The organism is Desulfitispora alkaliphila (assembly GCF_050433185.1).
Taxonomy (GTDB): domain Bacteria; phylum Bacillota; class Desulfitisporia; order Desulfitisporales; family Desulfitisporaceae; genus Desulfitispora; species Desulfitispora alkaliphila.
Map to the genome: position 1 here is coordinate 1 of NZ_JBNPXS010000005.1, position 26,472 is coordinate 26,472.

At 42.5% G+C, this 26,472-nt stretch carries 31 protein-coding genes and 1 riboswitch; of the genes, 5 read left to right on the forward strand and 26 right to left on the reverse strand.

Going from position 1 to position 26,472, the window contains the following annotated elements:
• From GGQ84_RS02920 to GGQ84_RS02930, 3 genes are all read left to right on the forward strand, one after another.
• Positions 1-572: transposase (locus GGQ84_RS02920; protein ID WP_429158934.1), on the forward strand; the 572-nt coding region annotated here is incomplete at its 5' end.
• Positions 573-859: 287 nt separating this feature from the next.
• A complete protein-coding gene (locus GGQ84_RS02925; RefSeq protein ID WP_429158936.1) occupies positions 860-1,477 on the forward strand; it encodes a hypothetical protein in 618 nt (205 codons plus the stop codon).
• A gap of 117 nt (positions 1,478-1,594) precedes the next feature.
• On the forward strand, positions 1,595-2,734 hold the full coding sequence (locus tag GGQ84_RS02930; protein ID WP_429158939.1) for a copper amine oxidase N-terminal domain-containing protein: 1,140 nt from the start codon (positions 1,595-1,597) through the stop codon (positions 2,732-2,734).
• A gap of 48 nt (positions 2,735-2,782) precedes the next feature.
• Here GGQ84_RS02930 and metK read toward each other — a convergent pair whose 3' ends face one another.
• The 6 genes from metK to GGQ84_RS02960 form a co-directional block, all read right to left on the reverse strand.
• Positions 2,783-3,979, reverse strand: a complete 1,197-nt coding sequence (gene metK / locus GGQ84_RS02935; RefSeq protein ID WP_429158942.1) for a methionine adenosyltransferase — start codon at positions 3,977-3,979, stop codon at positions 2,783-2,785.
• 90 nt (positions 3,980-4,069) lie between these two features.
• Positions 4,070-4,171, reverse strand: a riboswitch (SAM riboswitch).
• A 70-nt stretch (positions 4,172-4,241) separates the two neighbouring features.
• The gene (locus GGQ84_RS02940) at positions 4,242-5,264 is read right to left on the reverse strand and encodes a PTS sugar transporter subunit IIC (protein ID WP_429158945.1); all 1,023 of its coding nucleotides are present in this window, start codon (positions 5,262-5,264) and stop codon (positions 4,242-4,244) included.
• 120 nt (positions 5,265-5,384) lie between these two features.
• The gene (locus tag GGQ84_RS02945; RefSeq protein WP_429158948.1) at positions 5,385-5,825 is read right to left on the reverse strand and encodes a CBS domain-containing protein; all 441 of its coding nucleotides are present in this window, start codon (positions 5,823-5,825) and stop codon (positions 5,385-5,387) included.
• 27 nt (positions 5,826-5,852) lie between these two features.
• Entirely contained in the window at positions 5,853-7,001 is a 1,149-nt protein-coding gene (locus GGQ84_RS02950; protein ID WP_429158950.1) for a glycerate kinase, read from the reverse strand.
• 45 nt (positions 7,002-7,046) lie between these two features.
• On the reverse strand, positions 7,047-7,472 hold the full coding sequence (locus tag GGQ84_RS02955; protein WP_429158953.1) for an OsmC family protein: 426 nt from the start codon (positions 7,470-7,472) through the stop codon (positions 7,047-7,049).
• A 216-nt stretch (positions 7,473-7,688) separates the two neighbouring features.
• On the reverse strand, positions 7,689-8,408 hold the full coding sequence (locus tag GGQ84_RS02960) for a response regulator transcription factor (RefSeq protein WP_429158955.1): 720 nt from the start codon (positions 8,406-8,408) through the stop codon (positions 7,689-7,691).
• A 160-nt stretch (positions 8,409-8,568) separates the two neighbouring features.
• Here GGQ84_RS02960 and GGQ84_RS02965 point away from each other — a divergent pair, with 160 nt between their 5' ends.
• Positions 8,569-8,901, forward strand: a complete 333-nt coding sequence (locus GGQ84_RS02965) for a winged helix-turn-helix domain-containing protein (protein ID WP_429158957.1) — start codon at positions 8,569-8,571, stop codon at positions 8,899-8,901.
• Here the strand turns inward: GGQ84_RS02965 and GGQ84_RS02970 are convergent.
• The 15 genes from GGQ84_RS02970 to GGQ84_RS03040 form a co-directional block, all read right to left on the reverse strand.
• The gene (locus GGQ84_RS02970; protein ID WP_429158959.1) at positions 8,894-9,838 is read right to left on the reverse strand and encodes a ribonuclease H-like domain-containing protein; all 945 of its coding nucleotides are present in this window, start codon (positions 9,836-9,838) and stop codon (positions 8,894-8,896) included. The genes GGQ84_RS02965 and GGQ84_RS02970 overlap by 8 nt on opposite strands.
• Complete coding sequence (locus GGQ84_RS02975; protein ID WP_429158960.1) at positions 9,807-12,077, reverse strand: DEAD/DEAH box helicase; 2,271 nt, start codon at positions 12,075-12,077, stop codon at positions 9,807-9,809. Before GGQ84_RS02975 ends, GGQ84_RS02970 begins: the two co-directional genes overlap by 32 nt.
• Before the next feature lie 4 nt (positions 12,078-12,081).
• Positions 12,082-12,981, reverse strand: a complete 900-nt coding sequence (locus GGQ84_RS02980) for a bifunctional enoyl-CoA hydratase/phosphate acetyltransferase (RefSeq protein ID WP_429158963.1) — start codon at positions 12,979-12,981, stop codon at positions 12,082-12,084.
• A 2-nt stretch (positions 12,982-12,983) separates the two neighbouring features.
• Positions 12,984-13,559, reverse strand: a complete 576-nt coding sequence (locus GGQ84_RS02985) for a flavodoxin family protein (RefSeq protein ID WP_429158966.1) — start codon at positions 13,557-13,559, stop codon at positions 12,984-12,986.
• A 6-nt stretch (positions 13,560-13,565) separates the two neighbouring features.
• Positions 13,566-14,738 carry a 4Fe-4S binding protein gene (locus tag GGQ84_RS02990; RefSeq protein WP_429158969.1) on the reverse strand — a complete coding sequence of 391 codons (1,173 nt, stop codon included), beginning with the start codon at positions 14,736-14,738 and terminating at the stop codon, positions 13,566-13,568.
• A gap of 101 nt (positions 14,739-14,839) precedes the next feature.
• Positions 14,840-15,922 carry a butyrate kinase gene (buk, locus tag GGQ84_RS02995; RefSeq protein WP_429158971.1) on the reverse strand — a complete coding sequence of 361 codons (1,083 nt, stop codon included), beginning with the start codon at positions 15,920-15,922 and terminating at the stop codon, positions 14,840-14,842.
• A gap of 139 nt (positions 15,923-16,061) precedes the next feature.
• The gene (locus GGQ84_RS03000; RefSeq protein ID WP_429158973.1) at positions 16,062-17,864 is read right to left on the reverse strand and encodes an S-layer homology domain-containing protein; all 1,803 of its coding nucleotides are present in this window, start codon (positions 17,862-17,864) and stop codon (positions 16,062-16,064) included.
• 73 nt (positions 17,865-17,937) lie between these two features.
• On the reverse strand, positions 17,938-18,459 hold the full coding sequence (locus GGQ84_RS03005; protein WP_429158975.1) for a hypothetical protein: 522 nt from the start codon (positions 18,457-18,459) through the stop codon (positions 17,938-17,940).
• Positions 18,460-18,491: 32 nt separating this feature from the next.
• Entirely contained in the window at positions 18,492-18,920 is a 429-nt protein-coding gene (locus GGQ84_RS03010; RefSeq protein WP_429158977.1) for a peptidoglycan recognition protein family protein, read from the reverse strand.
• A complete protein-coding gene (locus GGQ84_RS03015; RefSeq protein ID WP_429158980.1) occupies positions 18,910-19,053 on the reverse strand; it encodes a YvrJ family protein in 144 nt (47 codons plus the stop codon). The genes GGQ84_RS03010 and GGQ84_RS03015 overlap by 11 nt, the downstream gene beginning before the upstream one ends.
• A 74-nt stretch (positions 19,054-19,127) precedes the next feature.
• Positions 19,128-19,367, reverse strand: coding sequence for a DUF2922 domain-containing protein (locus GGQ84_RS03020; protein WP_429158983.1), 240 nt, complete (start codon positions 19,365-19,367; stop codon positions 19,128-19,130).
• 38 nt (positions 19,368-19,405) lie between these two features.
• Complete coding sequence (locus GGQ84_RS03025; RefSeq protein ID WP_429158984.1) at positions 19,406-19,630, reverse strand: DUF1659 domain-containing protein; 225 nt, start codon at positions 19,628-19,630, stop codon at positions 19,406-19,408.
• A gap of 144 nt (positions 19,631-19,774) precedes the next feature.
• Positions 19,775-20,185 carry a cytochrome d ubiquinol oxidase subunit II gene (locus GGQ84_RS03030; protein ID WP_429158987.1) on the reverse strand — a complete coding sequence of 137 codons (411 nt, stop codon included), beginning with the start codon at positions 20,183-20,185 and terminating at the stop codon, positions 19,775-19,777.
• Positions 20,154-20,447: a cytochrome d ubiquinol oxidase subunit II gene (locus tag GGQ84_RS03035; RefSeq protein WP_429158989.1), complete on the reverse strand. Its 294-nt coding sequence runs from the start codon at positions 20,445-20,447 to the stop codon at positions 20,154-20,156. The genes GGQ84_RS03030 and GGQ84_RS03035 overlap by 32 nt, the downstream gene beginning before the upstream one ends.
• A 1-nt stretch (position 20,448) precedes the next feature.
• Positions 20,449-20,820: a cytochrome ubiquinol oxidase subunit I gene (locus GGQ84_RS03040; protein ID WP_429158992.1), complete on the reverse strand. Its 372-nt coding sequence runs from the start codon at positions 20,818-20,820 to the stop codon at positions 20,449-20,451.
• Between the two features lie 112 nt (positions 20,821-20,932).
• On the opposite strand from GGQ84_RS03040, the gene GGQ84_RS03045 reads away from it, so the two are divergent.
• Positions 20,933-21,439 (forward strand): DedA family protein, encoded by a 507-nt coding sequence (locus GGQ84_RS03045; protein WP_429158995.1) that lies wholly within the window; start codon positions 20,933-20,935, stop codon positions 21,437-21,439.
• Positions 21,440-21,447: 8 nt separating this feature from the next.
• On the opposite strand, the gene GGQ84_RS03050 is transcribed toward GGQ84_RS03045, so the two are convergent.
• The 5 genes from GGQ84_RS03050 to GGQ84_RS03070 all read right to left on the reverse strand — a co-directional run bounded on the left by GGQ84_RS03050 (position 21,448) and on the right by GGQ84_RS03070 (position 26,457).
• Positions 21,448-22,659 carry a metallophosphoesterase gene (locus GGQ84_RS03050; RefSeq protein WP_429158998.1) on the reverse strand — a complete coding sequence of 404 codons (1,212 nt, stop codon included), beginning with the start codon at positions 22,657-22,659 and terminating at the stop codon, positions 21,448-21,450.
• A 277-nt stretch (positions 22,660-22,936) separates the two neighbouring features.
• A complete protein-coding gene (locus tag GGQ84_RS03055) occupies positions 22,937-24,088 on the reverse strand; it encodes a hypothetical protein (RefSeq protein ID WP_429159001.1) in 1,152 nt (383 codons plus the stop codon).
• A gap of 64 nt (positions 24,089-24,152) precedes the next feature.
• Positions 24,153-24,947: a nitroreductase family protein gene (locus tag GGQ84_RS03060; protein ID WP_429159004.1), complete on the reverse strand. Its 795-nt coding sequence runs from the start codon at positions 24,945-24,947 to the stop codon at positions 24,153-24,155.
• On the reverse strand, positions 24,944-25,729 hold the full coding sequence (locus GGQ84_RS03065; RefSeq protein ID WP_429159006.1) for an alpha/beta fold hydrolase: 786 nt from the start codon (positions 25,727-25,729) through the stop codon (positions 24,944-24,946). Before GGQ84_RS03065 ends, GGQ84_RS03060 begins: the two co-directional genes overlap by 4 nt.
• The gene (locus GGQ84_RS03070) at positions 25,729-26,457 is read right to left on the reverse strand and encodes a demethylmenaquinone methyltransferase (RefSeq protein ID WP_429159009.1); all 729 of its coding nucleotides are present in this window, start codon (positions 26,455-26,457) and stop codon (positions 25,729-25,731) included. Before GGQ84_RS03070 ends, GGQ84_RS03065 begins: the two co-directional genes overlap by 1 nt.
• Positions 26,458-26,472: the final 15 nt, after the last annotated feature.

The window sequence follows — 26,472 nt, forward strand, 5'->3', positions numbered from 1 at the left end:
AGTCAGTAGAAACTTCATCATCAGACAAGTTAAACTATGTGTTGCTAGATGCAGGCTATGATCAACTTAAAAACTACACTGCAGCTAAAAAGCATAGGGCACAAGCTATTATCCCTTTGAACTTGCGCAATGAGAAGGAACCACCTGCTGGGTTTTCTTCCAACGGAACAGCTAGATGCTCAATGGGCTATGACATGATTTACTGGGGTGTTGATGGCAATTACCTAAAGTTCAGATGTCCCCATATATTAGGCAAAGTTAATTGCCCACAAGGCTCTAATTGGTGCTCAAAATCTAATTATGGCCTAGTTCGAAAAGTTAATGTTAACAAAGACTACAGGCGTTTTTCAGCACCTCACCGAGATACTGAACAATGGAAAGAGCTATATAACGAGAGAACTAGTGTAGAGAGATGCTTTGGCCGTCTAAAAGAACATCTGACAGTCAATGACTTACATGTGAGTGGTATTGAAAAAGTTAAAACACATGTATACCTAAATGCAATAGTACTACTAACATCAGCATTAGCTCTCAAGAAAGCTAATGACAAAACTAAATTAGCAGCTGCATAAATAGCAAAAAACATTTTAAGCCTAGAAATTCTGCTAGTATGCCCTTTTTTAGCCACATTGTAAATGGTAAGTCAAAAAAGAGTGAAACCTTTACTTTATTCAAGTCAAATAGCAAAATAAGCTGTTTGGTAAAGTTAATTTTTAAGCAAAAAGCTTATTTTGCAAAAGTCTCACATTTTAACATTTTGAACCAAAACTAAAAGAAAATTTTACCACTAATACCTGCTACTACATTGGCGCATAATACTAATGGTCAATATCCTTACTACATATAAGGAGGTGATTTCGTGCCACAACAATACGGTCAAATGAGTCAACAGCAAGCTCAGTTCAATCCAAGTCAGTTTCAGCAAGGTGTAAACAGATTTGAGTCTGGGCAATACCCTCAAGCGCAAGCTGGACAAATGAACCAGTATGGGCAGCAGCAACAAATGAGCCAGCCACAGCAACAGCAAATGGGGCAGCAACCACAACAGCAGGCTCAGTTCAACCCAAACCAGTACCAGCAAGCTGTAAACAACTATGAAACTGGTCAGTACAACCAAGGTCTTGCTCAGTCTCAAGGTAGCCAAATGAGCCAATACGGTCAAATGGGGCAGCCTCAACAGCAGCAAGCTCAGTTCAACCCAAACCAGTTCCAGCAAGCTGTAAACAACTATGAAACTGGTCAGTACAACCAAGGTCTTGCTCAATCCCAAGGCAGCCAAATGAGCCAATACGGTCAAATGGGGCAGCCACAGCAACAGCAAATGGGACAGCAACCTGGACAAGCGCAGTACAATCCTAACCAGTTCCAGCAAGCTGTAAACAGATTTGAGACTGGACAATACCCTCAAGCGCAAGCTGGTCAACAGCAACAGATGAACCCGCAGCCACAACAGGGGCAATACGGCCAGAATTATTAATTAGATAAAGGCTGTTCTAGAAAGATTATCTTTCTGGAACAGCCTTTTTTCTTACATATTTTGGGGATGTCCACAATATACTTTTGTATACCACTAAACTGATTGGGGGAAGAAACAGTGAAGAAAGTAAAAATCTTTTTTGCAGTACTTGTTCTCTTTTTTACAGTATTTAATGCCCAAGCCATAGGCGCATCAACAAATGATATTAGTGTTCTAATTAATCAAGAAAAGTTAAAAACTGATACACCGCCTGTCTTTGAGAGCGGACGATTACTAGTTCCCTTTAGAGCTATTGCAGAAAGTCTCGGAGCTGACGTAGCATACGACTCCGGCACTATAACTGCCCGGCTCAACGATAGGAAAATAATCATGCAGGTGGGAAGCACTATTGTTCAAGTGGATCAGACAGCCTTTTTCACTGATGTGCCACCTATGCTTAAGAAAGGAAGAACTTTGCTCCCTTTGAGGCTAATGGGAGAATTGGCAGGCTACTCTGTTTCTTGGAATGGAGATACAAACACAGCTCACTTGGAAAAACCTGAAACCCAGAGCTCAAAGACACTAGAGAGTAGCCCCTTGGCCCAAGCTATTGTAAACTATAGGAAGCAAAATGAGCAACAACTAAGCCTCTACGGGCAAGTCAGCACCTGGGAAGAATACAGCGAACCAGATAAAGTACTTTACTATCCAGCAGGTTTAGCCGCTACCCATGCAATTGCTCAGCGACATTTAGATGCAATTTTCGTTCAAGATGTGTATTATGGAGAAATTGAAACTGCCCGGAAAGGAGATAAGTATTACTACAGAGTTGTGGAGTGGGATGTGGACCAAAAAAAGCCACCATTTAAATCTGTCAGTGCAAATTACCCCCACTTAAGCCCTATGACCAACTTACACAATTTAGGTGACTATAAGGTTCTCCACCTATCTGAGCCCATAACCCAAGTCTCCTATGAAGGCTCGGAAAAAATAAGCACTGATTTAATAAATAATGAAGTTACCATGGATACCTATGCCTATACCTTTAAATTGCGAAATCTAAAGCCAGGACAGATACAGAAAAACTTCGGCACATTGGTTGATTACAGGTTTAAGGCTTGGATAAGTCAAGATACCTCTCCTAAATTGATAAAAGCTCAGTACTACTGGGTTTATCAAGATAGTCGTGGCGAAAATATCTATCAAACTGTAGAAGCCTACTTTTCCGACCAACCCGACTTTAGTGATCTTTTAAAAACAGTGCCATGGGCACAGTGATAATTGTCAATACAGCGGTAATTAAAGAAGAGCTAACACCAAAAGGTGTTAGCTCTTTGCAGCCTCTGCCCTCAAGGCATCAGCTTTGTCCGTCTTTTCCCATGGCAGATCTATATCTGTTCTACCCATGTGCCCGTAGGCAGCTGTTTGTCTATAAATAGGTCTGCGCAACTCCAAATCTCTGATGATTGCAGCAGGTCTCAAGTCAAAGTTCTTTTCTATTAATTCCTCTATCTTTTCCACTGGAACCTTTTCTGTTCCAAAGGTCTCTACCATAACCGATACCGGTTTTGCCACTCCAATTGCATAGGCCAATTGCACTTCGCACTTATCGGCCAAGCCAGCAGCCACCACATTTTTAGCCACATATCTAGCAGCATAGGCGGCAGAGCGGTCAACCTTTGTGGGATCCTTTCCTGAGAAGGCACCTCCACCGTGTCGAGCATAACCCCCATAAGTATCTACTATAATTTTTCGCCCTGTTAGACCCGCATCTCCTTGAGGGCCACCCACAACAAATCTGCCAGTAGGATTTATCAAATATTTGGTTTCATCATCTAGTAACTCTTCTGGAACAATGGGCTTTACCACTTTCGCAATTAAATCTCGTTCTATTTGCTCTAATTCAACTTGTGGTGCGTGCTGAGTTGAGATTACCACAGTATCAATTCGTACAGGCTTGTCGTCCATATACTCTACTGTAACCTGAGTCTTGCCATCAGGACGAAGATACTCTAATTCACCGCTTTTTCTCACGGCAGCTAACTTTCGTGCCAGTCTGTGAGAAAGAGCTATTGGTAAGGGCATTAACTCTTCAGTTTCATTACAAGCAAAGCCAAACATCATTCCCTGATCGCCCGCACCAGTGGACTCAATCTGACTATCCTTCATTTCCCCCTTTTTAGATTCTAGCGCCTGGTCTACACCAAGGGCAATATCAGGTGATTGTTCATCGATAGCCGTTAAAACTGCACAGGTATCACAGTCAAAACCATACTTGGCTCTAGTGTATCCAATCTCTCTTACGGTATTTCTTACAGTTTTTGGTATGTCCACATAGCAATTAGTTGTAATTTCACCTGTTATCAGTACCATACCAGTTGTAATTGCAGTCTCACAAGCTACTCTGGCATTGGGGTCCTGGCTAAAAATAGCGTCTAAAATAGCATCAGAAATCTGATCTGCCATTTTGTCCGGATGTCCCTCGGTAACCGATTCTGAGGTGAATAGTCTCTTTTTGGCCATATATTTAAACCTCCTTTTTGATTAAAGAAAATACTTTCCTATGGTGCAAAAAAAAATCCTCTCGCTAAATACGAGAGGTCTATCATTCCCCTCTTATCTCTCAGGCCCTAGCCTGCAGGAATTGGCACCTAACTGTTTCCAGTTGGTTGCCGGGTTTCATCGGGCCTGTCCCTCCACCTCTCTAGATAAGAATTCTAAACTTTATTCGACATTATTATATCGTTTCCTCCTACAGAAAGCAAATTTTCGCCCAAAATTTATTTTATAGGTCTAGTTTCATATCTCCTGCTTTGATTAAGCCTGCCTTTCGCATGACAATAGCTACGGCCAAAGCTATTGCTGCGGGCAATATAAAGTGGAACGCTATAATCAGAGGAAGGGAACCCATTCCCATCACGTCCATGGTGCCAATTTGCCCTACCAGGCCAGCTGTTCCCATTCCCGCCCCTGCAGGATTATTATACATAGGAAAAATTGTTGTTACAAAGGGACCCAGTATGGCTCCTGCCACGGTTGGCGGTACTATGATCATGGGGTTCTTTACAATGTTAGGAATCTGAAGCATGGATGTACCTAAGCCCTGGGCCATTAACCCCGCCATCTTGTTATCCCTGTAGCTAATTACTGCAAACCCTACCATCTGAGCAGCACAACCCACTGTGGCTGCCCCTGCGGCCAAGCCTCCTAACTCCATCATAATGGCAATTGCTGCACTGCTAATAGGTGCAGTCAATGCTAAGCCCATCAAGCTGGCAACTATAATTCCCATAGGTATTGGATGCATCTCAGTAGCAATCATTATCAGATTTCCAAATTCTATCATAAAATTATATATTCTCGGGCCTATCACTTGGGCTACAGCTACTCCGGTAATAATTGTAGTAGCTGGAGTTACTATTAAATCAACTTTAGTTTCCTTAGATATTAATTTCCCTATTTCAGCACCAATTAGCGCTGCTACAAAGGCTCCTGCAGGCCCCCCCAGCTGGGCGCCAGCAGCTCCAGTTATGGTCGATGCAAACAGGACAAAGGGTGGCGCTTTTAGACCAAATGCTACAGCTACCCCAATAGCTGGTCCCATCATACTAGAAGCCAACGCCCCTATCTCTTCCAGAAAGCCTATTCCCAGCTGTTCTCCAGCTACTCGAAGAATTAAGCCTACAATTAGAGATGAAAACAAACCCAAAGCCATTGCTCCCAATGCATCTATCCCATATCGCCTTAGGGAAATTTCCACACCCTTTCGACGTAGAAAGGACTGCTTCTCCATATTCTCTTTATCCATCTATCTCCACTCCCCTATCTTAAAATTATATTTACCATTATACACCCGAGCAGCTGTCTTGTCACCTGTAAAATAAAAAAAAAGAAACTTCACTCATGGAGTGAAGTCTTTCCCTTTATCTTACGATCTATCTGCAACCACTTTTATTATATCCGAATATGTAATTATTCCAACCAGTTTATCTTCTTTTGTAACCGGCAATTTTTTTACCCCTTTGGCAACCATTAGCGCTATAGCTTCCCCTAGTTCTACTTCCTCGGTAATGGTAACCGCACCATGAGTTGAGACGATTTGTTCCACTTTCTTTTGGGCCAACTCATCCATTCGTTCCAAATACTTTTCTAGCCCTGGAATCTTTGGGACTTCCCCTAGCACTCGCAAAATGCCCGGGATAAACATCTGCACAACATCTGATTCCGTAATCATTCCCACAACCTTTTCTCCATCCATAACTGGGAGTCCACTAATGCACCCACTAGTCATTAGCTTAGCTGCATTTCCCACCAATTCTCCTTTTTCCACTGTGGTAACATTCCGTTGCATCACCTCTCCTACTTTCACCAAATCACCGTCCTTTCTCTTTATATTTTATTTATCCTTATATGCTAACCCTGCTTGCCATAATCGAGCTACTTGGTAAGCTGTATTTTCTACTAACTGTGCCCCCTGATCCATAGCCACCTTTAGCTCCATGGGCTGGTTTACTGTGCTAAAAATAGCATCAACCCCTATTTGATGTAACTCTTCGCAGTTTAGATCAGCGCTACCAGATATGCAAATAACCGGTTTTCCATATTTTTTGGCCAGTTTAGCTACTCCCGCAGGCGCCTTACCCCTTGCCGTTTGTCCATCAGTTTTTCCTTCACCTGTTATCACTAAATCCACCTGTTCAGCTAGCTGCTCCATCCCAGTTGCATCTATAATTAAGTCAACTCCAGGTGTCAACTGGGCATCTAGAAAGGCCAGCAGTCCTGCCCCAATCCCTCCAGCGGCACCGGCTCCAGGAACTTCAGCCACCTCTTTTTGTAGCTGTTCTTTCAATAGTTGCGCAAAGTGAAACAGGCCCTGATCTAATTCCCTTACCATTTCCGGAGTTGCACCTTTTTGCGGACCGTAGATGCTAGCAGCCCCTTCCTCACCACAGAGGGGATTGGTCACATCGCAGGCTACATTAACTTCAACTTTCTCTAACCGCGAATCTAATCCACTTGTATCTATTCTAGCAATCTTATGTAGCTGACCTCCACATCCTGTCAGCTCATTTCCTCTGCCGTCCAAAAACTTTACTCCTAGAGCAGCTACTAACCCCATGGCACCATCATTGGTAGCACTTCCACCAATACCCAAAATTAATTTTGTACACCCCTGATCTAGGGCAGCTTTAATTAATTCTCCTGTACCATAAGAAGTAGTAACCAATGGATTGCGTTTATCAGCTGGAACTAGAGTTAACCCTGAGGCCTGGGCAACTTCCACAACTCCTGTAGTTCCGTCCCCTAACTTTCCCCACTGGGCTACTATAGGCTCACCCAAAGGACCAGTAACACTAACGCTGTGCATGGTGCCCCCTGTTGCCTCTACCAAAGCTAAGGTAGTTCCCTCTCCCCCATCTGCCATAGGCACTAAAATGGTTTCTTTGCTTTCATTACACCGTTTAAACCCTGAGGCCATTGCTTTGGCTGCTTCTAATGCACTCAAGCTACCCTTGTATGAATCAGGACTTATTAGGACTTTCACAATAAAACCTCCTATAATTCTGATAATTTAATAGTTCCATACATGTTAATCTTTTTCCTGCTTTATGTCCAAGGTATAATCTAATTTTGCCACTCCCGCTAAACTGTTGCTAACACTGCAGTACTTGTTCACCGAAAGCTCAATTGCTCGCTTTACCTTATCCTGAGGAATGTCTTTTCCCAAAAGAGTATAGTTTATCACTATTTTTTTAAATACTTTTGGGTGGTCAGTAGCTCTTTCTCCAGAAACTGAAATTTTAAGGTCGTCATATTGCACTCTCATTTTATCCAAAATACTAACTATGTCTATGCCTGTGCAACCTCCTATACTCATGAGTAGCAACTCCATAGGCGAAGCCCCTAAATCATCTCCCCCTGCAGCTTGATTGGCATCCATATCTACAACACTATTGTTACTGCCAGAGATGCCCTTAAAGTGCATTTTTCCCTGCCAGTTTACATCTACTTTCATTTTATCATCCTCCTATTTTTTCTCTATTGTGGAACAATTATATCACAAAGAGGATCGTAAAAAAAACACAGCAAAAAGAGACCATTTTGGGGGGGATGGTCTCTTTTGCTGTATGCTATATAGTTAGGGGGGGATGAATTTCCATAATGGAAAGTCGTCCTTAACTTAATTATAATTATAGCCTGCATTTGTTTTAAGATAAATTGTACTTTAGTACTAATTTGTTTTTAAAAACATAACTATTACCTGGGTTCTATCGCTGGCATCAAGCTTTTCAAGGATTTTACTAACGTGAGCCTTAACTGTTCTCTCTTTAATCCCCAGTTCAATTGCTATTTCAATATTACTCATACCCTGAAGCATTAAGTCTAGGGTTTCTTTTTCCCGGTTTGTCAATTGTAATATTTTATCTCCCAGATAGTCAGGGGGCTTTTGTTCCCTTTGCTCTAAGAAGGCTAAGTGGGTAAATGCTTGATTAAAGGAAGCTAAAAGCACCTTAAATAACTGCTCTTCCTCCTTTTCTATTTCACCCTTCTCATCTCCCCTGAGTACTCTAATGCACCCCTTAACATAATTCCCCTGTTTAATTGGTCCAGCTATTCCCCAGTTGGCCCCAACAGGAACTAATACCTGTTCTGCAAACTGCCTGTAACTTTTACATTCATCCATTACTTCAGAAACTCGTCTTATTCTATCTTCTAAGATTACGCTTTTTACCAGATGAGAGCTATCCTCCCGACTAAGATAGTTCTTCATCATTCCCTGGGGAATGCCATTAGTAATACAAAAACTCCTATCACTCAATTCCACTGTCAAAATACCCTTGTCAAAGTCAAGAACCCGTTTCCATATGTCAAAAATATTCTCTAGCAGTGAATTTGTTGAATATATTCCGCTCAACTCTTCTATATATTGAACCAGTTTTTTATTACCCAATTATCCCACCACATCTCTGTTTTCATTCTAATGTATACTTATTCCACTTTTACCAGCCTAATTCCTTTTAATTTTTTTAACCTTGTGAAAGGATAATTGCTCACCATTATTGAAAAGATGATTTGATAGCTAGTATATATTAAGCGAGAGGTGACAAGCCATGGAAATGCGCTACAGATTGTGGCTCGAAAATAGTCAAGGTGACCAACTCATGGGAGATGGGTTACTATTGCTCTTAACTACAATTAAAAAAAATGGTTCTATTAATAAGGCAGCTCAAGAGTTAGGTATGTCCTATCGGGCAGCCTGGAGCAAATTAAACAGGGCCGAAAAGCGCTTGGGCTACCTCTTAGTGGTACGACAGTCCGGCGGCAAGGACGGGGGCGGTACTGTCATGACCCCTGAAGGAGAAACACTATTGAAAAAGTACACCGAGCTAACTAAAAGAGCTGAAATAGAGTTAGCCCGAATATTTAAAGAAACTTTTAGTTAAACAGCTTTTGTAAAAGCTTAACCATATAAATTAAATCCAATCTATTGTGGTACAAGATCTTGTCCATCACATCCTGATTTCCCCTGTTTACATAATCGTAATAGGCTCTAGGAATGATGTAGCCAGGGATATCTCCTTGGCGCTTAAAACCCAATAGCTCCTGCTCTAATGTTTGTAGCTTGCAGTTTGGCAAAATACCCTTATATCGCCTGCGAGCCTGCAAGAGTAAATCCACAGCTAACCCCGGCATTTTTCCTTCAATTTTATGCGCCTTCCACCGCTCTTGAATATATGGTAAATCATACTTGTTCCCATTATAGGTGACAACAGCCTGAAACTCTCTTAAAGTTTGCCCCAAGTCTAATAGTAAGGCACCCTCCTCAGCAGGAGCTTCACCTAAGTATTGCTGGATTTTAAACTCCATTCCCTGAGCACTAACACTTGAGCAGTACATAATTCCCACTAAAAAAAGAGGCTGATTGGGATAGAGACTAGTGGCTTCAATATCTAAAAACACCAGCTCTTGAGGCTTGAACATAGTGAGAAGTTGACTATCACTAGCTCCTCGTCTCCGCAGCTGCTTTATAGCTTTAAGCTCGATCAGTTTGAACACCATCTCTGCCTCACGTTTAAATTGACTATGGCAGCGCAGGTCTTCTATAGTCTCATACCCTTCTCCCTTAATCTTATCCATTTTGCTGGGCCCAATCCCCCCCAGCAGCTGTAGGTTTTGACCCAGCTTACTGTGACGATACAATTGTTGCATACTGTGGCTACATCCTAGGTCCCCAAAAATCATCTCAGTGAGCAGTGAGTAGTTCCCAAGCTGGTTTACTTTTCTCTCTTTGGTGACAACAACATCTTGTCCTTTTCCACCAACTGAAGTAAATAGGTCTTGCTGACTCTTAGTTTGATTGAGCCGTTGGAATAAACTCATCCCTCTCACCGCCTAACATCTGTTTTAGTAGGAAAAGTGCTCCATCTTTATCTAGAGGACGATTAAAGTTTGAACATTTAGGAGAGTGAATGCAGTTGAGGCATCCATCTTCGCACTGACATTTAGAAATGGCATTGTAAGTTAAATCCATCAGCTTGCCTATTCTCAAATACGCCTGCTGACTAAAACCAACGCCTCCTGGGTAGCCGTCGTGAATAAAGACTGTGGGGGCTTTAGTAGTCTTATGCATATTGGTAGACAACCCGCCTACATCGTTGCGATCACACATTGCCATTAATGGCAACATTCCTATAGCGCCGTGCTCCACAGCATGTAAGCTCCCCATCAATTGAAACCCTTTTTTACTCAAAAGCTTTTCCCGTTCTCCATCCAACACAAACCACATACCCGTAGTTTCTAAAACCTGCTCAGGTAGGTCAAGCTTTTCCTCACCTAAAACCTGCCCTGATTGATTATGCTTTTTGATGAAGCCAGTTACTTGACTAGTAACTCGCAGTTGCCCATAGAAAACAGTCATTCCATTCCACTGTTTTTCTTCTATTACTGATAATATTTCAGTCTCTTTGTTACTTTTTACCATTGTATAGTAGGACAACTCTTTTTTTACTAGCAGCGCCTGATTTCGCTCTAAATCTAACTCTTGTACTAGGTAACTCTCTCCTTGGTGCATGTAAACTGCACCACTATGGGCTTCATTTATAGCCCTATGGGTATCCAAAAACCCTATCAACCGGTTAGTACCTTTCTCTCGCAAGTTAATGTTTCCTCCACAAGAGCGTAGGTCCACCTGTTCTGCTGGATAATCTCCACCCATGTAATAATAGCTATGACCTATTTTCTCTAAAACCCCATCCTCTGCCATCAATGGAATCAACTGAACCATAGGTTGCCCCCACAGGGAGATATCCTCTCGACTCAAGGGAATTTCATGGGCTGCACAACAAAGATGCCCATACAATAAATAGGGGTTCTCTGGGTCGATTAAGGCTTCTTCCCATGCTTTCTGAAATAGACTCTGAGGATTAGTGGCAAAATATTGATCCAAAGGCGTAGCCACAGTCACAAAAATAACAAGGGAGTGGCCACCGCTTCGCCCAGCCCTACCCGCTTGCTGCCACAGGGATGATACTGTTCCCGGAAAGCCTGCTACCAGGCATACATCTAAGTCGCCCACATCTATTCCAAGCTCCAAGGCATTAGTGGAGACAACAGCAGTTATTTCGCCTGCAAAAAGGGCTTGTTCTATCTCACGCCTTTCCTCCGCCAAATAACCACTGCGGTAAGACATAACTTGTCCCATAGAACTTGAATCCAACCGCTTTCTACAGTCCTTCACAATTCGCTCTGCTACCTGCCTAGCTCTGCTAAAGGCTATGGTCTTTAACTTTAATTGGACTAGCCTAGCTACAAGCCAGCTCACTTCCTTCAAGTAGCTGACCATGGATGGTGGTTGCCAAAAAACCACCGTTTGCTCCGGTTTTGGCGCCCCGCTCTCAGCTATCAGTTCTAAGTCCACCCCTGTTATCCGCTGTCCGTGCTCCTTGGGATTTGCAATGGTAGCCGAGCACAAAATAAACTGGGGTTTTGCCCCATAGTAAGCGGCAATGCGCCTCAGCCTCCGCAATAAGTGCCCCATGTGAGTTCCAAAAACTCCACGATAATAATGCACTTCATCTATTACTATATACTTTAAATCTCTGAAAAGGTTACTCCACTTAGGGTGGTTGGGTAATATGCCCTTATTGAGCATATCTGGATTGGTAATGACAATTTCACTGCGCTCTCGAATTTGTCCTCTAACTTCTGTAGGGGTATCTCCATCATAGATATGGGCTTTTACGCCCAAGTCCATCTTATCTATAGTACTCTTCTGATCTTGACTTAGGGCTTTAGTGGGGAATAAATAAAGAGCCTTTCCCCTTTTTTCTTTTAACAGGTGGTCAAGCACGGGAAGATTGTAGCACATACTCTTCCCGCTGGCAGTAGGGGTAACCACCACGAAGTTCTTTCCTTTACGCGCCAGTTCAATAGCTTGCGCCTGATGACTGTATAGGGATTTAAATCCCATGGACCTGAGCTTAGACCCAAGCTTTGGAGCTAGCCTGGTGTTTAATGGCTGGTATTTGGCTTCACTGGCCGGAGTTGTCTTGATAAAACCTATCTGATCTGAATAATCCTTGTGCTCCGCAAGGGCACTTATTACCGCTTTTACATCCATCCTTCTACCTCCCCAGACTGGCTAGAGCAATTGAAGCCAGTTTTGCCTTAGAGGTATCTGCTCGGGAGGTCATTACAATTGGAGCAGTAGCTCCTAAAACTACCCCGGCAATTTGAGCATTGGCAAAGTAAACAACAGACTTGCACAGCACGTTGCCCGTTTCAATGTTAGGAGCCACTAAGAGTTGAGCCTGCCCTGCCACTCTGCTCTCCACGCCTTTCATTGCCACACTCTTTAAGCTAATAGCCAAATCCAATGATAAAGGTCCATCCACCACTGCATTTTTAATCTGCTTCCTATCAGCCATCTTACTGATTAAGGCTGCTTCTTCAGTGGATTTCATCTTGGGAATTACCACTTCGTTTGCTGACAACAGAGCTACTTTTGGCTCAGGATAGCCTAACTTATGCATGAATTCTATGGCATTTTCCATTATCTCAATTTTCTGCTCTAACTCCGGGGCAATGTTAATCCCCCCATCAGTTACGTACAATATCCTTCCGTACTCAGAGATATCCAAAGCGGCCAAGTGGCTAAGTAGGTTTCCCTTGCGCAAGCCCACATTCTTGTCCAGTACAGCCTTCATAAAAGCACTGCTATTTACTGAGCCCTTCATCAAGATGTCTGCTTTACCACTACTCACCTGCTCCACGGCAGTTAGAGCAGCCTTAGCTGCATCTATTTCGTGGATAATCTCCGCTTGCTTAAGATCAAACTGGACTTGAGCAGCAATTTCCTCAATTTTATCCTGGTCTCCTACCAGAATTGGCTCAACAATCTTCTCTTCACATGCATTTTTTATGGATTCTATAATGTCCGTGTCACCAGCATTGGCCACACTTATTTTAGAGACGCCCTTTGCTCGGGCAGTTGTAATCACTTGTTCAAAACTGGTGAAATTCACTCTTATTTGTCCTCTCCAATTTTCTGTATAAGTTTTGTCACATTTTCTGAGAATTTACGCACTGTTTTCATACCCTCTTCATCCTCTAGTGCTTGCCCAGCTTCTTTACCAAATACTAAGTTCCAGTAGTTGGAGCCAGGAACAATCATTTCATTAATAAAGTAGAACATGAGCATTTCCTGGTAGGAGCTAGTCAACCCACCCCTTCTGCCAATGGCAATGGGCCCCCCTACCTTCCAAGAGAGAAAGCGATCCGTACCAAAGGAAATCATGCCAATTCGCTGAATTGCATTCATCAGATCTCCCCGAGGTGTTCCAAAATAAACTGGTGCTCCAATGATAAATCCTTCTGCCTCTCTAACCTTTTCTAGAATGTCATTTAGACCATCATCTAAAACGCAACGCTTTAATTCCTTACACTTCCTACAAGCAATACAAGCATCTATTTTCTTGCCACTGAGGGTAATAAGCTCCGCCTCAGCTCCTGTTTCTTCTATTACCTTCTTGCACTCCCCCAGCACCTGCTCTGTATTTCCATTTTTCCTGGGACTTCCTGAAAGTAAAACTACCTTTGCCATTAAAAATCACTCCTCCTCAATAGATAACACTTGATTCTCCGCCTCTTTTTTTCTGCAAATAGGGCACTTTTCTATTTGGTCTGAAGACGTAGTCTGAACCCCACAGCTCTCGCAAGTTCCCTTAGTTCCAGAAAAGAGCACTCGCTTCTCTTTTTCACCCAGCTCACTTAGTAAGGATGGCTTTAACTCCAAACTCTTGTGAAAACATATTTCCGTGCACAATCCACACCCGGTGCAGTCTCTAGTATTGTGTGTCAACTCTCCCGCTTCTTCATCACAGTTAAGTGCCCCTACAGGACACATGGTAGCACAAGCTCTGCAAAAGAAACAGGGGTTTTCACCACTTTTAGGCCTGGTAATGTGGGGCACGGGCACTTCTCCTTTAGTCCCTGTCTGCAGCACTGCATTTTGAAGCAATTTGATTCGGTCTGTAGTAATCTCGGGCATCTTAGTTATCACTGGATGCTCTTCCCCTTTTTCTATAAAGGGCTCCGCAATGGTATCCACGGCAGCCTGAGGCGCTTTTTTTAATCCACCAAAGATTGAACCAAAAAAATTTCTTCGCCCCTCATCAACTTCAACCTGTCTAGCTCTTTTTTTCCCTGTAGGCTGTTTAATAGTAGGCACTTTCTCCACTACTTTTAATCCAGTTCCAGGTAATACCAACAAATCCTTTAATTCCAGTGCTTTCTTGTGCGCTTCTTGAAACTTTTCTTGCCCCGACATCATTTTGCACTGGGCACAATTTTCCTCATCTAAGGTTACATATACCGGGTATGACCTCATCTCTAAGTTTAATAAAAATTCTGGGGTAAGTGCACCTAAGCAGGGGACTAGCATGGACTCGGCACCTTTGACTGGATGTTGCTTACATCCTAACACAACTGTGCCACCGCTTTTCCCCAACTTTTCTGCTCTATTTAGTAGATTTAACTCGGTAGGTTCTTGAATTGCCAAGGCTTGGGTGGGACATGCTGCAGCACAGTGACCGCACTCTATACAGTTATCACTAAAAGTTATTTTCCCCTCTAAATCTATCTTCAGGGCATCCACAGGACAATTTTGCAAACATTTGTCACAACTGCTCATAGGTGATTTGACCTTAATACAGCGCTTGTGTTCAACAGCCATAGGCCCCATACGAGAGTTAACTAGTTCAACTATTTTCTCCAAATCCATGTATATCACACCCTATGTCTAGTATGGCATCCACATTACAATAATGATTTAATTTTATCATATATGTAGTGCCTTGCACAACTAGACGCCTGCACTGACTTCTAGCTTCTATCTGGGGTATATACCTTTGCCTGTTCTTGACCAGTTAGCACTCTGTTTGCACCCCACGCTAAGGCCCACAGCTCTCGTTCCCCAGGCAGTACTACAACAGGCCCTATCCACTCTATTCTCTCAAATAACCGCTTTAACACTTCTGCAGAGTGGGCCATCCCCCCTGTGATAACAACTACATCTACATTCCCTTTTAAAACAGTTGCCATACCCCCTATTTCCTTGGCAGTCTGATAAATCATGGCTTCTAAAATTAGCTCTGCCTGCTCATCTCCTGCTTGAGCTTTAGCAACTACCTCTCTAATATCCTTAGTCCCAAGATATGAGTAAATTCCTCCTTCTCGGTACAGCTTGGTTATCATTTCTTTGTGACTATACTTTCCTGAGAAACATAGATTAATCAGTTCTTCTGATGGAAGCCCCCCCGCTCGTTCCGGTGCAAAGGGTCCTCCACTCACCGCATTGCTCACATCTATCATCTTACCCTTTTCATGAGGGTTAACCGAGATTCCACTGCCCAGATGTACTGTTATTATATTGAGATCGCTGTATTCTTTCCCCATTTCTACAGCTACTTTTCTCGCCATGGCCTTAGAGTTTAAGGCATGGGATTTACTAACCCGTTCAATTTCCTTTAAACCAGAGATCCTTGCCACAGGATTCAATTCATCTACTACTACTGGGTCAACTGTATACGCAGGAATATTGTACTTAGTAGCTAGGTCATAGGCAATAAGGCCTCCAAGGTTTGAGGGGTGACTCCCCTGTACCGCCTGCTTCAAATGCTCCACCATAAGCTCTCCTATTTCATAGGTGCCACCTGCTACTGGATAGATTAGGCCTCCACGAGCTACTATGGCATCTAGTTGAGATAAGTTATGCACCTTTTCCTCCACCCACTTGCAAACCAACTCTTGCCTAAAGGAGAGTTGATCTTCTACAGATCCATATTTACTAAGATGTTCAGAACTGTGCTCTAGATTTTCAGTGTAAATTTCTTCTGTTCCCACAAAAATTCCAACTTTAGTGCTACTACCACCGGCATTAATAACTAGAATATTTTTTCCACTCATAACCTCACCTGACTAAAAGTCAGGTATCACCTCCTGTTGCTTTTTGTATATTATACATAATACTGTATTTCATTATCTATTGCAAACATTTGTTCTTGTTTCGTTAAAGAAAAGAGTTGGCTTCGCCAACCCTTTTAGACTATCTAACTATCACCATATCTGCTTCGAACAAGCCATCTACCCACTTGCCAATAACAGTCACTCTATCATTTTCGTCAACATGCCTAAATCTCACAGTATCGCCATATGTGTCAATTATAGTTGTATCACCAGTTATCCAAACTTGTCTTTGCTCAGCTTCTTCATTAGAAATCTCTACAGTTAGAACCTCTGCCCTACTGTTTTTATTCCTTACTATACCTCGGAATTCTTCGTCGTCATCGTACTTCAATACATCTATTCTAGTGACCACATTACTGTCTAGCTCAAGTTCCACAAGATCACCAGGAGTTACTTCATACAATTCAATCCTATCTCTATCTCTAAAGATACTAGTGCTAGACCTTACCTGATAAGTCTCTTCCTCTTCATCTTCATTTCTAATAGTGATTGAGTTTCCTTCACTGCTAAGCGAAATAGATCTTACAATCCCTTCCACTTCCCTTTCTACACTAGTAGCTCTAATCCAAGTAACCATGTCAGTCAATACTTTTAGCTCTACTTCATCACCAGTTCTTAAGTCCCTCAAAGAGGCACTTCTCCTATTTCTTCTCAAGTCTACATCTTCGTCAACATAGTACTTGTGGGTTACCTCATCTATTTCTACATAGATTATTTCTGGATTAAAGGTAACTCCTCGCAACTCACCTTCAACCTCATATTTCACCACATGAACTGACATCTGAATAATCTCATCCCGATAAATCTGAACACGCAATTCATCTCCAACTCTAATGTCATCAAAGTCCGCTCTGCTTCCATCTCGGCGGAAGTTCTGGTCCTCAGGAATCTGGAAGGAGTACTCATCCTCCCTAGCTTCATCTTTAATTGTTATAATTCTGTCCTCTTGATCCAACTCAGTAATTTTTCCTTTGTACTCTACAATTCGATTTTGTGCGTCAATGGAGACTATTTGGTTTCCTCTAATTGAAACTGTAACCTCCTGTTCTTCTCGTAAATCGGAAAAATCAGCAGTCTCATAATCTAATGTTACCTTTACGTTATCGGGAATATCTAAAGTGCGCTTATGGCCTCCTCGTTCCTCTACAACTAGCTCTTTGGTTGTTGTTGTATCTTTAACTTCTCTGATTACACCGGTGACTCGCTCAGTTTGACTCTGCAAATAGCTGTCTACACGGGAAAACATTGCCGCCACTTCAGCTCTAGTTATAGATGCCTTGGGGTTTAACTTTCCGTCATTACTACCAGACATAAAACCACTTTCATTTGCAACTACAACATAACCCCTGCTCTTTAGGGGTATTTGGTCTGTATCTTCAAAATCTAAGCTCTGATTCATCTTAGACTGGGCCTCATATTCCATACCCAAGGCTCTAACTAGAAACACAGCAACTTCATGTCGCTCTGCGTCCTGGCTGTGTCTGAAATTCTTTAAATCTTCATCGGGTAATATGCCCTCGTCCACTGCAACTGCTATGTAACCTTTAGCCCACCCAGGTATCTGGTCTGCGTTTAAAAACTCACTGGGTATAGAATTGGTGCTCTGAGCTCTTTCTTCCCACCCCATAAGCCTTACAGCCATTACCACTGTCTCCAGTCGAGATATAGAGGCACTGGGTCTAAAAGTATTGTCTTCATATCCTTGAATAACTCCTTTGGCATTCATCTGCTCAACTGCACCTGCAGCCCAGTGGGAGCTAGGCAAATCTGTAAATCCAGTAGCCTTTGCTTGACTCGCTCCAAACAGCCCAAAAAAGCTTATTAAAATAGTCAATGCGGTTACTACTCCAACCCGCTTACTAAATGCTTGCATCCATGTCATTCACATTTTCCCCCTTATATATATTTCACTTGTATACTTCAGTATTCTTTCGACTTTAAGGAAGAAAATCCTCTTAATTAATCCAATTTTTTCTGGGACCTCCTTCCCTAATTTGCCCAATCTGCTGCAAATAAAAGTCTTCTACTTTATCGCTATCATAAAACAAGTTTAATAACCCCGGTCTTTTCTGATAAACTAATATTTGCTGGCCACTTTTCAGTGTTATCAGACATTCGTTCGCTTCTCCCTCTACCTCAACTATTCTAGATTTTACTACATAACCTAATGCCCCATCATCTTTACCTAAAGGCTGTCTCATCTTCATGGGCACCAGGGTGTAGTCCTTAGCCAAGGGGATTGGGCAGGAGGATTTCCTGCCCACTATACTGCCGTAGCGACGCTTCAGCCTACCCAGGTCTAATGCAAAAACCCCTGCCAATTCTTTTAAGACTGATTTCACCTTTCTCTTGTCCATGAGTTCTTTCCCATCTGTTAAACCTATTTCCGTGCAGTTACTTCCATCCTCACAATACACAGGCCGCAAGTAGTCTATTTCATGCCAAATATTTATCAACTCAATACCCTTTCTGGCCATCTGTATCACCTACCCTTTTTTTACCTTAAATACTACCAAACATTTGTTCGGTAGTCAAGACTATCTAAAGTTTCTACTAAGGGGATAAAGTTTCTTCCTGGACATAGGGTTTTAGCTCCTGGAACATCCCTGTGCTCCAGGATATTTTCTAATGGAACTGCGTATTTATTGCGCAACCAGGCTACTAATTCTATGGCCTTCACATACTGCTGCAAGGTAGGCTTTCCCTGCTCAAAGTTTCCAATTAACGCTACCCCTAGAGATTTTCTATTCATCCCCGCTGCTCTGCAATGAGCGCCATAGGTATTATGCTTCCTGCCTACTACTACAGTCCCTCCGGGCTCTATAATAAAGTGGTAGCCCACATCCCTCCAACCAAGACTCAGATGATAGCGCCGCACTTGCTCTGCATCTCGCTCCCACGCGCCAGTATGGTGCAGTATAATGTACTCAACTTGCACGCTCTATCACCTGCTTTAACCCATTGATGGCCCTAGCCAGTTCCTCTAACTTCGATTCCACCCGCACCAACAAGTAAATGGAAACCACCATAGGGAATCCGTAATTGGCCACTTGGGTCCAAATATCTTCCACACTAACCACCTCCTAGTTAGTAAAAAGTCATACAGGGAGAAGGCTTAGAAAAGCTTCCCCCTGTTGGAATTAACCTACTCCTGCTCAGATATCAGTTCAATGGGCTCTACTTCTCTTGTCACTATTCTAGCTGACTGGATTGCTACTAAATCAGCTCCAGCAGCTTCAAAAACTCCCCGTTCTATGATCTCTTGCATCACTTGCTCCACTTCCTCCCCAGTTAAATCCTCCCTAGGGTCCTGAACTGGCACTGTAACTCGGCCGCCTCCAGAGTGGGTAAAAATCATTTCTAGCCTGGTAACTGTATTAATCACCTGTATCCCTCCCTTCTATCAATTTTTAGCATAAATTTTTACTGCTCTTCCAATGTGACCTGGTCAGTTCTGTTCACCGCTGCCACTGGATAAATCTGTAGACTGCCAAGGGCCTGAGCTACCGCATAGGTGTCTTCATCTGAAGCACTAGGCTTAAGCCTGTTATAGTTGCGGTTTGCAAACTGTGGCTCTCCTTCATCGTCTACCCCCACCTGCACCACTAAGCGCAGGCCGCTGTTGACCGGCAATTTAACAATATCCATGTTTTCACACCCCCTTTCCCTTGAGTTGATTGTATTGTAGCAAGGTTACTCCAAATAATAAAAAGCCGACCTGCCTTAAAACTAATTAGCTTTAAGACAAGTCGGCCTAATTTAGCCTCTACTCGATTTAGTTGCCTAATTATTCTACCCTGGGATGTTCTTATCTGGACCAATTTGATACTCAACTCTGCCACTTTTGACAAACTTGCGAAAAGTGTAAGTCATATACCCTAATACAATTGGTACACCAATTCCAGCTATAATTAGCATTACTGTAAGAGTGAGCTGAGATGAAGAAGAATTATAGATTGTCATACTGTTCTCCACAGGATAAGCCGGAATCATATAGGGAAACAAACTAGCTCCTAGGGTTCCAAAGAGCCCAACAATACTAAGTCCCGAGGCCAACAGTGGAGCCCCTAACCCCTCTGCTCTAATTGCTTTTTGATACCAGAAAACTCCAGCTAAGACTAGTAGGGGAAATACAAATAGCAGGGGCAATTCTAAAAAGTTAGCCGTAGCTCTAGGGACTGCCACAAAAGTCCAAGCCGTCATTGCTAGAATAAAAGGAGCTAAAGGAGGTAGCGTATACTGCTGGGAATGCAGCAAAAAGTGCTCCTCCCCCTGTTATTAGCCACACCTGGTTTCCATCCCAAAAGGGACCTATGGCGTAAAAATTAGCTCCCCGCTCCTCTTTTCCCTTAGTGAGGAGGTGCAAGTTTCCCACGCCCAAATCAGCTCCTCCAGTAAGGGCAAAGCCTAAAATTAACACAGCCACTAAGAAAAACCATATGACCTGCAGTAATTGATGTTCCATTTTAAGCGGACACCTCCCCTTTACTAACTTGGATTACTTCTGGCCCCTTGTCTATTTTCTTTTTAATCAAGAAAAGCCAAACGGAAAACAAGAGAATATAGATCCCAATAAACATTATAATTGATGCCAGCACCTGCCACGCTGGAACTGTAAATGTGGCACCATCCACTGTCTTCATCACGTTATACACAATCCAAGGCTGTCTCCCAACTTCTGCTGCAATCCACCCTACTTGGTTAGCTATAAAGGGAAGGGGAATAGAATAGAGCAACAATTTGAGATACAGGCGGTTATTGTAAATAGTCTTCTTGTAAAGGAGAAATGCCCCTAGAGAAGTCAACGCAATAAAGTACATCCCCAACGCAATCATCAAATGGTATGAATATTCCTTAATCTCCTGTTAAACCGCAACCTTTTTTATTCACTTAAACAGTTTGCTGTGATATTATTAAAGAAATATTGCTTATATGGAGTGATTAAAATATATGTTCCCAGCCCTAGATAATATCTTAGACACTTTACTATTGCTTATCGAGAACGCCTCTGGCTTCAGCCTTTTTGGGGCCCTACTCCTTGGAATAGTTTTTGCCCCAATCAATCGGGAGACTATTGTTGTTTTTATGGCCCTGGTTGCTGCATCAAATGTTATAAATCCCTTTTTTGCTTATGTGGTAACTGTATTAGCTACTTCTTTCGGTTATTCATTGGGTTTTTTCCTGGCTAAAATATTTTCAGGTTTATTGAACAACCCCTCACCTAAAGCAAAAAAGAAGCTGGAACGGAGCGACCAGCTTCTAAAAAAATACGGAACTTATGCTATTATGGTCAGTTACTATATCCCAGGTGCACGTCACTTCCTCCCGGTTCTCATCGGAGGTATGGGCTCCATGTCTACTGCAAAATTTATGTTAAACTCAAAGCTAGGTTCAATGGTTTGGACCGCAACCTTTTTCATCCCAGGATATTACTTGGGAGATTTTCTACCTTTTTAGTTACAGGTTTACCCCTTTACCAAGCGCAATTGAACTACTTCTGTGGGCACACCTGTGCGCAATGGAAACCAATCCCCAGAGCCTCTGTGCACAAACAGAGTCTCCCCTTTTTCCCCCCGATAAATTCCATCCACATACTTAAACAATATTCTTCCCGGATTTGCAAGCTCCAAGTCTCCCAATCGCATCACAAGTTGTCCTCCATGGGTATGACCCGCTAATGTAACGGGAACTCCATGGGCACAAGCAGCATCAAAAGCATGGGAGTGATGGGCCAATAAAATCTCTAAGGTTTGCTCATCTGTTTCTAAAGATTCTAGTGCTGTCTTAACATTTTCAAAGTCTTCCTCATATTCTCTAGAAAAATCTATCCCCATTAATTTAATGGGAGTCCCTCCCGTTTCCAACAGGGTGGCTTCATTTAGAAGCAAATTTAAACCAACTTCTCTAACAGTACGTACCCATTTTTCTGAGCTGTATATTTTATCGTGATTACCAATGCAAAGATATGTACCTTTCGGTGCCTCTAAGGCACTCATAGTCTCTACCAAGTCGGGCATAAAGGCAAAGTCTTGATCTAAAATATCTCCAGTTACCACTTGGATTTCACTGTTTAGCCTATTGGCAGCTTCCACCATTCTATCTACTCGCTCTCTTCCTGTGAGCATGCCAATGTGAATGTCCGATAGTTGAGTAATGGTAAACCCCTCTAAATCACTGGGCAAGTTTTTTACAGGCAAGTCTCTGGTGTGTACATTCAAGGTATCCCGTTTAACCCATGATGCAGCTGCTCCTCCGCCTACAATTAGTGGTGGGGTAGCTACCAAACCTAATCGCAATAGCTGCCTTCGACTTAAATCTGAACTATCAGAACTATCAGTTGAAACCTCTTGAAGCTTTTCCTTTCTGCGCCGCTCCCACAGTTTCCGTATTCCCAACAACGGAATAAAGCCAGACATCCAAAATATTATTGCCCCCATCCAGATGTAGAATAAAGATATCCAAATCCAAGGCCCTTGACCTAGGGGACCCTCCCACGCTGGAATTAACATAGAGATTACTGGAATGAATACAATAAGCATCCATAGTGTTAGGGCTAGTCTTGTCAACTTTCGAGCCCGAGGATACTGAGCTAGACCCTGGCGTAGCCAATTGTCGCTAATAACATACCATGAGATATTTACTATTAGAATAAACATTAGTATTAATAAAAAGAACATCTGCTACACCTCACTTTACTTAAAGTAGATGAATTATTACACTGTTTATTGTTAACCATATTATTAACCAATATTATCAAAATAACAATTATTTTAAAAGATATTAAGGAGCGAATTTGTACTTTTTTATGGCGCAAAAAAAGCTCTCAGTATTTTCGAGAGCTTTTCTTATTTCTAACTTATTCTGTTATTTAAATTCTACAAATATACTTCCAGTCTGACCATCCCAATCCACTTGGGCTCCTAGATTTTCTGTGACAAAGCGAATTATTCAAAATCAGTTGTAAATTTTAGTCCCCAAAATAGTGTGTCTTGCCACTTCTCGACCCTTATCATCTCTAAAGACAAATAAAACTGAGCCATCTTTCTTCATGGTCATGGCATAGTAAACCTGAACCACCTTCTCCACCAACTCTTCTTTGAAAATTAGTGGTAAGAGGTACCATTCAGTTTGAACCTTTACATGCACTTCTGCTCCTGTGTGCTGTACATCTATGATAACTCGGGACACTTTGTGAATTTTAGCTGCAATTCGCTTCCAATTATCACCGGCTAAAGGCCCCACAGCCACACCCTTTAATTTTTGTTCCTTGGTATCACTTTTAACCTCCTCGTCCTCTCCAGATTGTTCGTCCCTATTTTCTCCTTCAATCCCCTCTTCAGAACTGGCCGCTAACTCCTCAACCACATGATGTCCTAGCCTGGATTTCATCTCATTAAAAGTAGAGTCGTTTATCCCGAGAAAAGCTGGCCTAATAGCCAGCAGTTCACCCACTACATTGAGCGCTTCTTCAGCCTCACCCTCATTACTTGCATCCTTAAACTGAAGGATGGCGTCTACAAGCTTCACTCTGTCCTCAAGTAACTCTCTCTCAATGCGACCCAGTTTGAAAAACTCACTTGTCTTACTATAATACCCATAGGCTTCCCTAAAGGATTTCCACTTGTTAAAGTAGAAAAATGTCTCCTGGGCTTCCTCCAGGTTTGTCTTATTTGCCGTATAAACTGCGGCCAACTTTAAGCGCAGCCTCACCAAGTCTAAATCGGTATCCTTAACTTGTTCCCATTTCCCCTGGGCTTTAAGCTCTTTTATCTTAAATTGGAGTGCTCTCTTAAGTTCACTTTCTCCTAATTTACTAAGCTCCCCCTCCTCGCTATCTTCAACCAGTTGCTCATAAAGGCGTGAAAGTTCTCCATATGCCGCCAATTTTAAAGGGTTATCTTGCTCAGCTGCTTCTAGCTTGGGATGGGCTAACATCTTAATAAACGTGTCAATAGCCCGTTGTGTGTCACCTTGCTCTGACTGCTTAACTCCCTTTTCGTAGAGATGAGAGTATGAGGCAAAGTTATCAGTTATCTTATCCCAGAACAAAGCTAGGATTAAAATCTCCACTAGCAAAATCACTATTGCTATTAACAGCCAGTTCATGTTATCAGTCCCTTCACCATTCCCTGCCTATAATTATTCCGTTTCTAAAATATAATTCCTGCTATTATATACAAATATTTGCCACATGAGGGTCCACTGCAAATTCCCACTTAATATCTACATCTAAAGCCGCTGCCCCCAGTTCGAAGTGGAAAAGAGCAATCCCGCAATCTAATCTTTTAGATATTTTTATGGGGTTAAGTTTACTATTAATTGATAATGTCACTTTCTCCGGCTCTATAGCAAAAACCCAAGGCTGTCTATTAACTGCAGATGGGGCTAAACGGGCCGCTTCTAGGCCGCTCTTAACCCAGGACTCCCACTGCCCTTCCTCCAACCCTACTGTAATCTTCTCCAGGGGTTTTCGCTTATGCTTTTCTCCCTTAAAGCCCGACATTAACCTATCTTCAAGAGTTTTTTTCTCCGCTGGAAAGCCCAAGGGAGTTATAGCCACCACTTCTTCATAGGAGCTAATATTCAATTGACGCGCCACTGCTTCTGGCTTAAAAAAACCTCCCACCCAGCAGGTAGAAAGCTTTATCCTGGTAGCCTCTAGTATTAAGGCTTCTCCCAAATAACCTATCTTTGCTTGCACTTGAGGATCTCTCATGTCTCCAATAAAGGCTATGTAAGCTGATGCTCCTTTGATCTTACCATAGGAACCTAAAAAACCCTTAAAAGCTCGATCAACGTTTTCCGTAACTACAACTGCCCTCACGCCGCCTAACCGTTCTCCCATGAATTCCCCAACTTTTTCTAATTGCATCAATTTGTCTATAGGGACATCTTTGCCATCATAGGTTCTAACCGAGTGTCTCTCCTTTATTGCCTGATGCCAACTCTTTACAGGTAGCTTCACTTTGAAAACCCCTCCTGTACAAATTTATGTACTTGCTTATTAAAGGCCTTTGGGTTATCCATATTTGCCAGATGACTTGCCTGGGGCAATTGGTATAACTTAGCATTGGGAATCTCCCTTGCCATGGTTTTAGCCTGACGCTGAAACATCCAGTTGTTTGCCCCTGCCAAGACCAAGGTAGGGCATTTGATATCTTTCAAATATGGCCTACTCTCAAAGCTTAAAACCGCTTTCCATATATTGACCAAATTTTTTTGCTCGTACTTCATCATCTCGTTGTATAGGTAGGCTCCCACTTCTTTATTCACATTGCCCCACTGGGAAGCTGCTATTTTTGCCCTTACTGACACGGGAAGATACCTAACAGCCAGCTTGGTAAAATTAGATACAACCTGTTCAAAAACATTTAGTTTCATTGAACAAAGTGTCTCCGCTAGGATTAAAGACTGAACCCGCCGAGGAAAGTCAATAGCTAACTGCTGTGCTATCATCCCCCCCATGGACAAGCCACACACAATAGCCTCTTCAACTTTCAAATGCTCTAAAAGAGCATTCAAGTCCTGGGCAAATAATTTAATAGAGTAAGGTTCCTCTGTCACCTGTGATTCTCCATGTCCTCGCACATCCACTGCTATCACTCTACAATAGGACTTAAAGTAATCTATTTGCTCCCGCCATAAATCACTAGATAGGTTAGCCCCGTGAACAAATAACAGGGTAGGACCCTCTTGTCCCTCATCTTCATAAGCTAACCTTACACCATTTACTGTGGCAAATTTCATTACTCATCTCCCTTTCTGCCCTCCACCACGGCTACTACACCGCCACAGAGGTTATGGTAACCAGTCTCCACCAACCCCACTTCCGCAAAAGTATCCGCTAACTCCCATTGGCTGGGAAATTCTACTGCAGAATCATGTAAATAGCTATAGGCACTCTTTTTACCCGCACCAAACTTACCCATAGTAGGCACTATTTTTTCAAAGTACAGCCAGTACATTTGCTTAAAACCCAGAGCTGTTGGCTTTGCCATATCAAGAGATATAACTTTCCCCCCCGGTTTGACTACACGCTTCATTTCAGCCAGCGCTTTTTTTATATCAGGAACATTTCTGAGACCCCAACCTACAGTTATGCAGTCAAAGCTATTCTCTACAAAGGGTAGCTCCATGGCATTGCCCTTAATAAAATTTATCTGATCTCCATAACTTGTTCGGGCTAAATTATGTTCTGCCTTCTCCAACATCTTCCCCGAGAAATCCAATCCAGTTACATGCCCTCTACTGCCAACTGCCCTTGCAAGCTCTATGGATAACATCCCAGTTCCGCAGCATACATCTAATGCTCTGTTCCCATCTTTGGCTTCAGAGCGCCTAACTGCAAATTTGCGCCAAGAATTGTCCAACCCGAAACTCATCAATTTATTTACAAAGTCATATTTTCCAGCAATACCGTCAAACATCTGCTCCACATATGCTTCTTTTTCTTTTCCGCTAGGTATTTTTGACATGTTTAAATCCTCCAT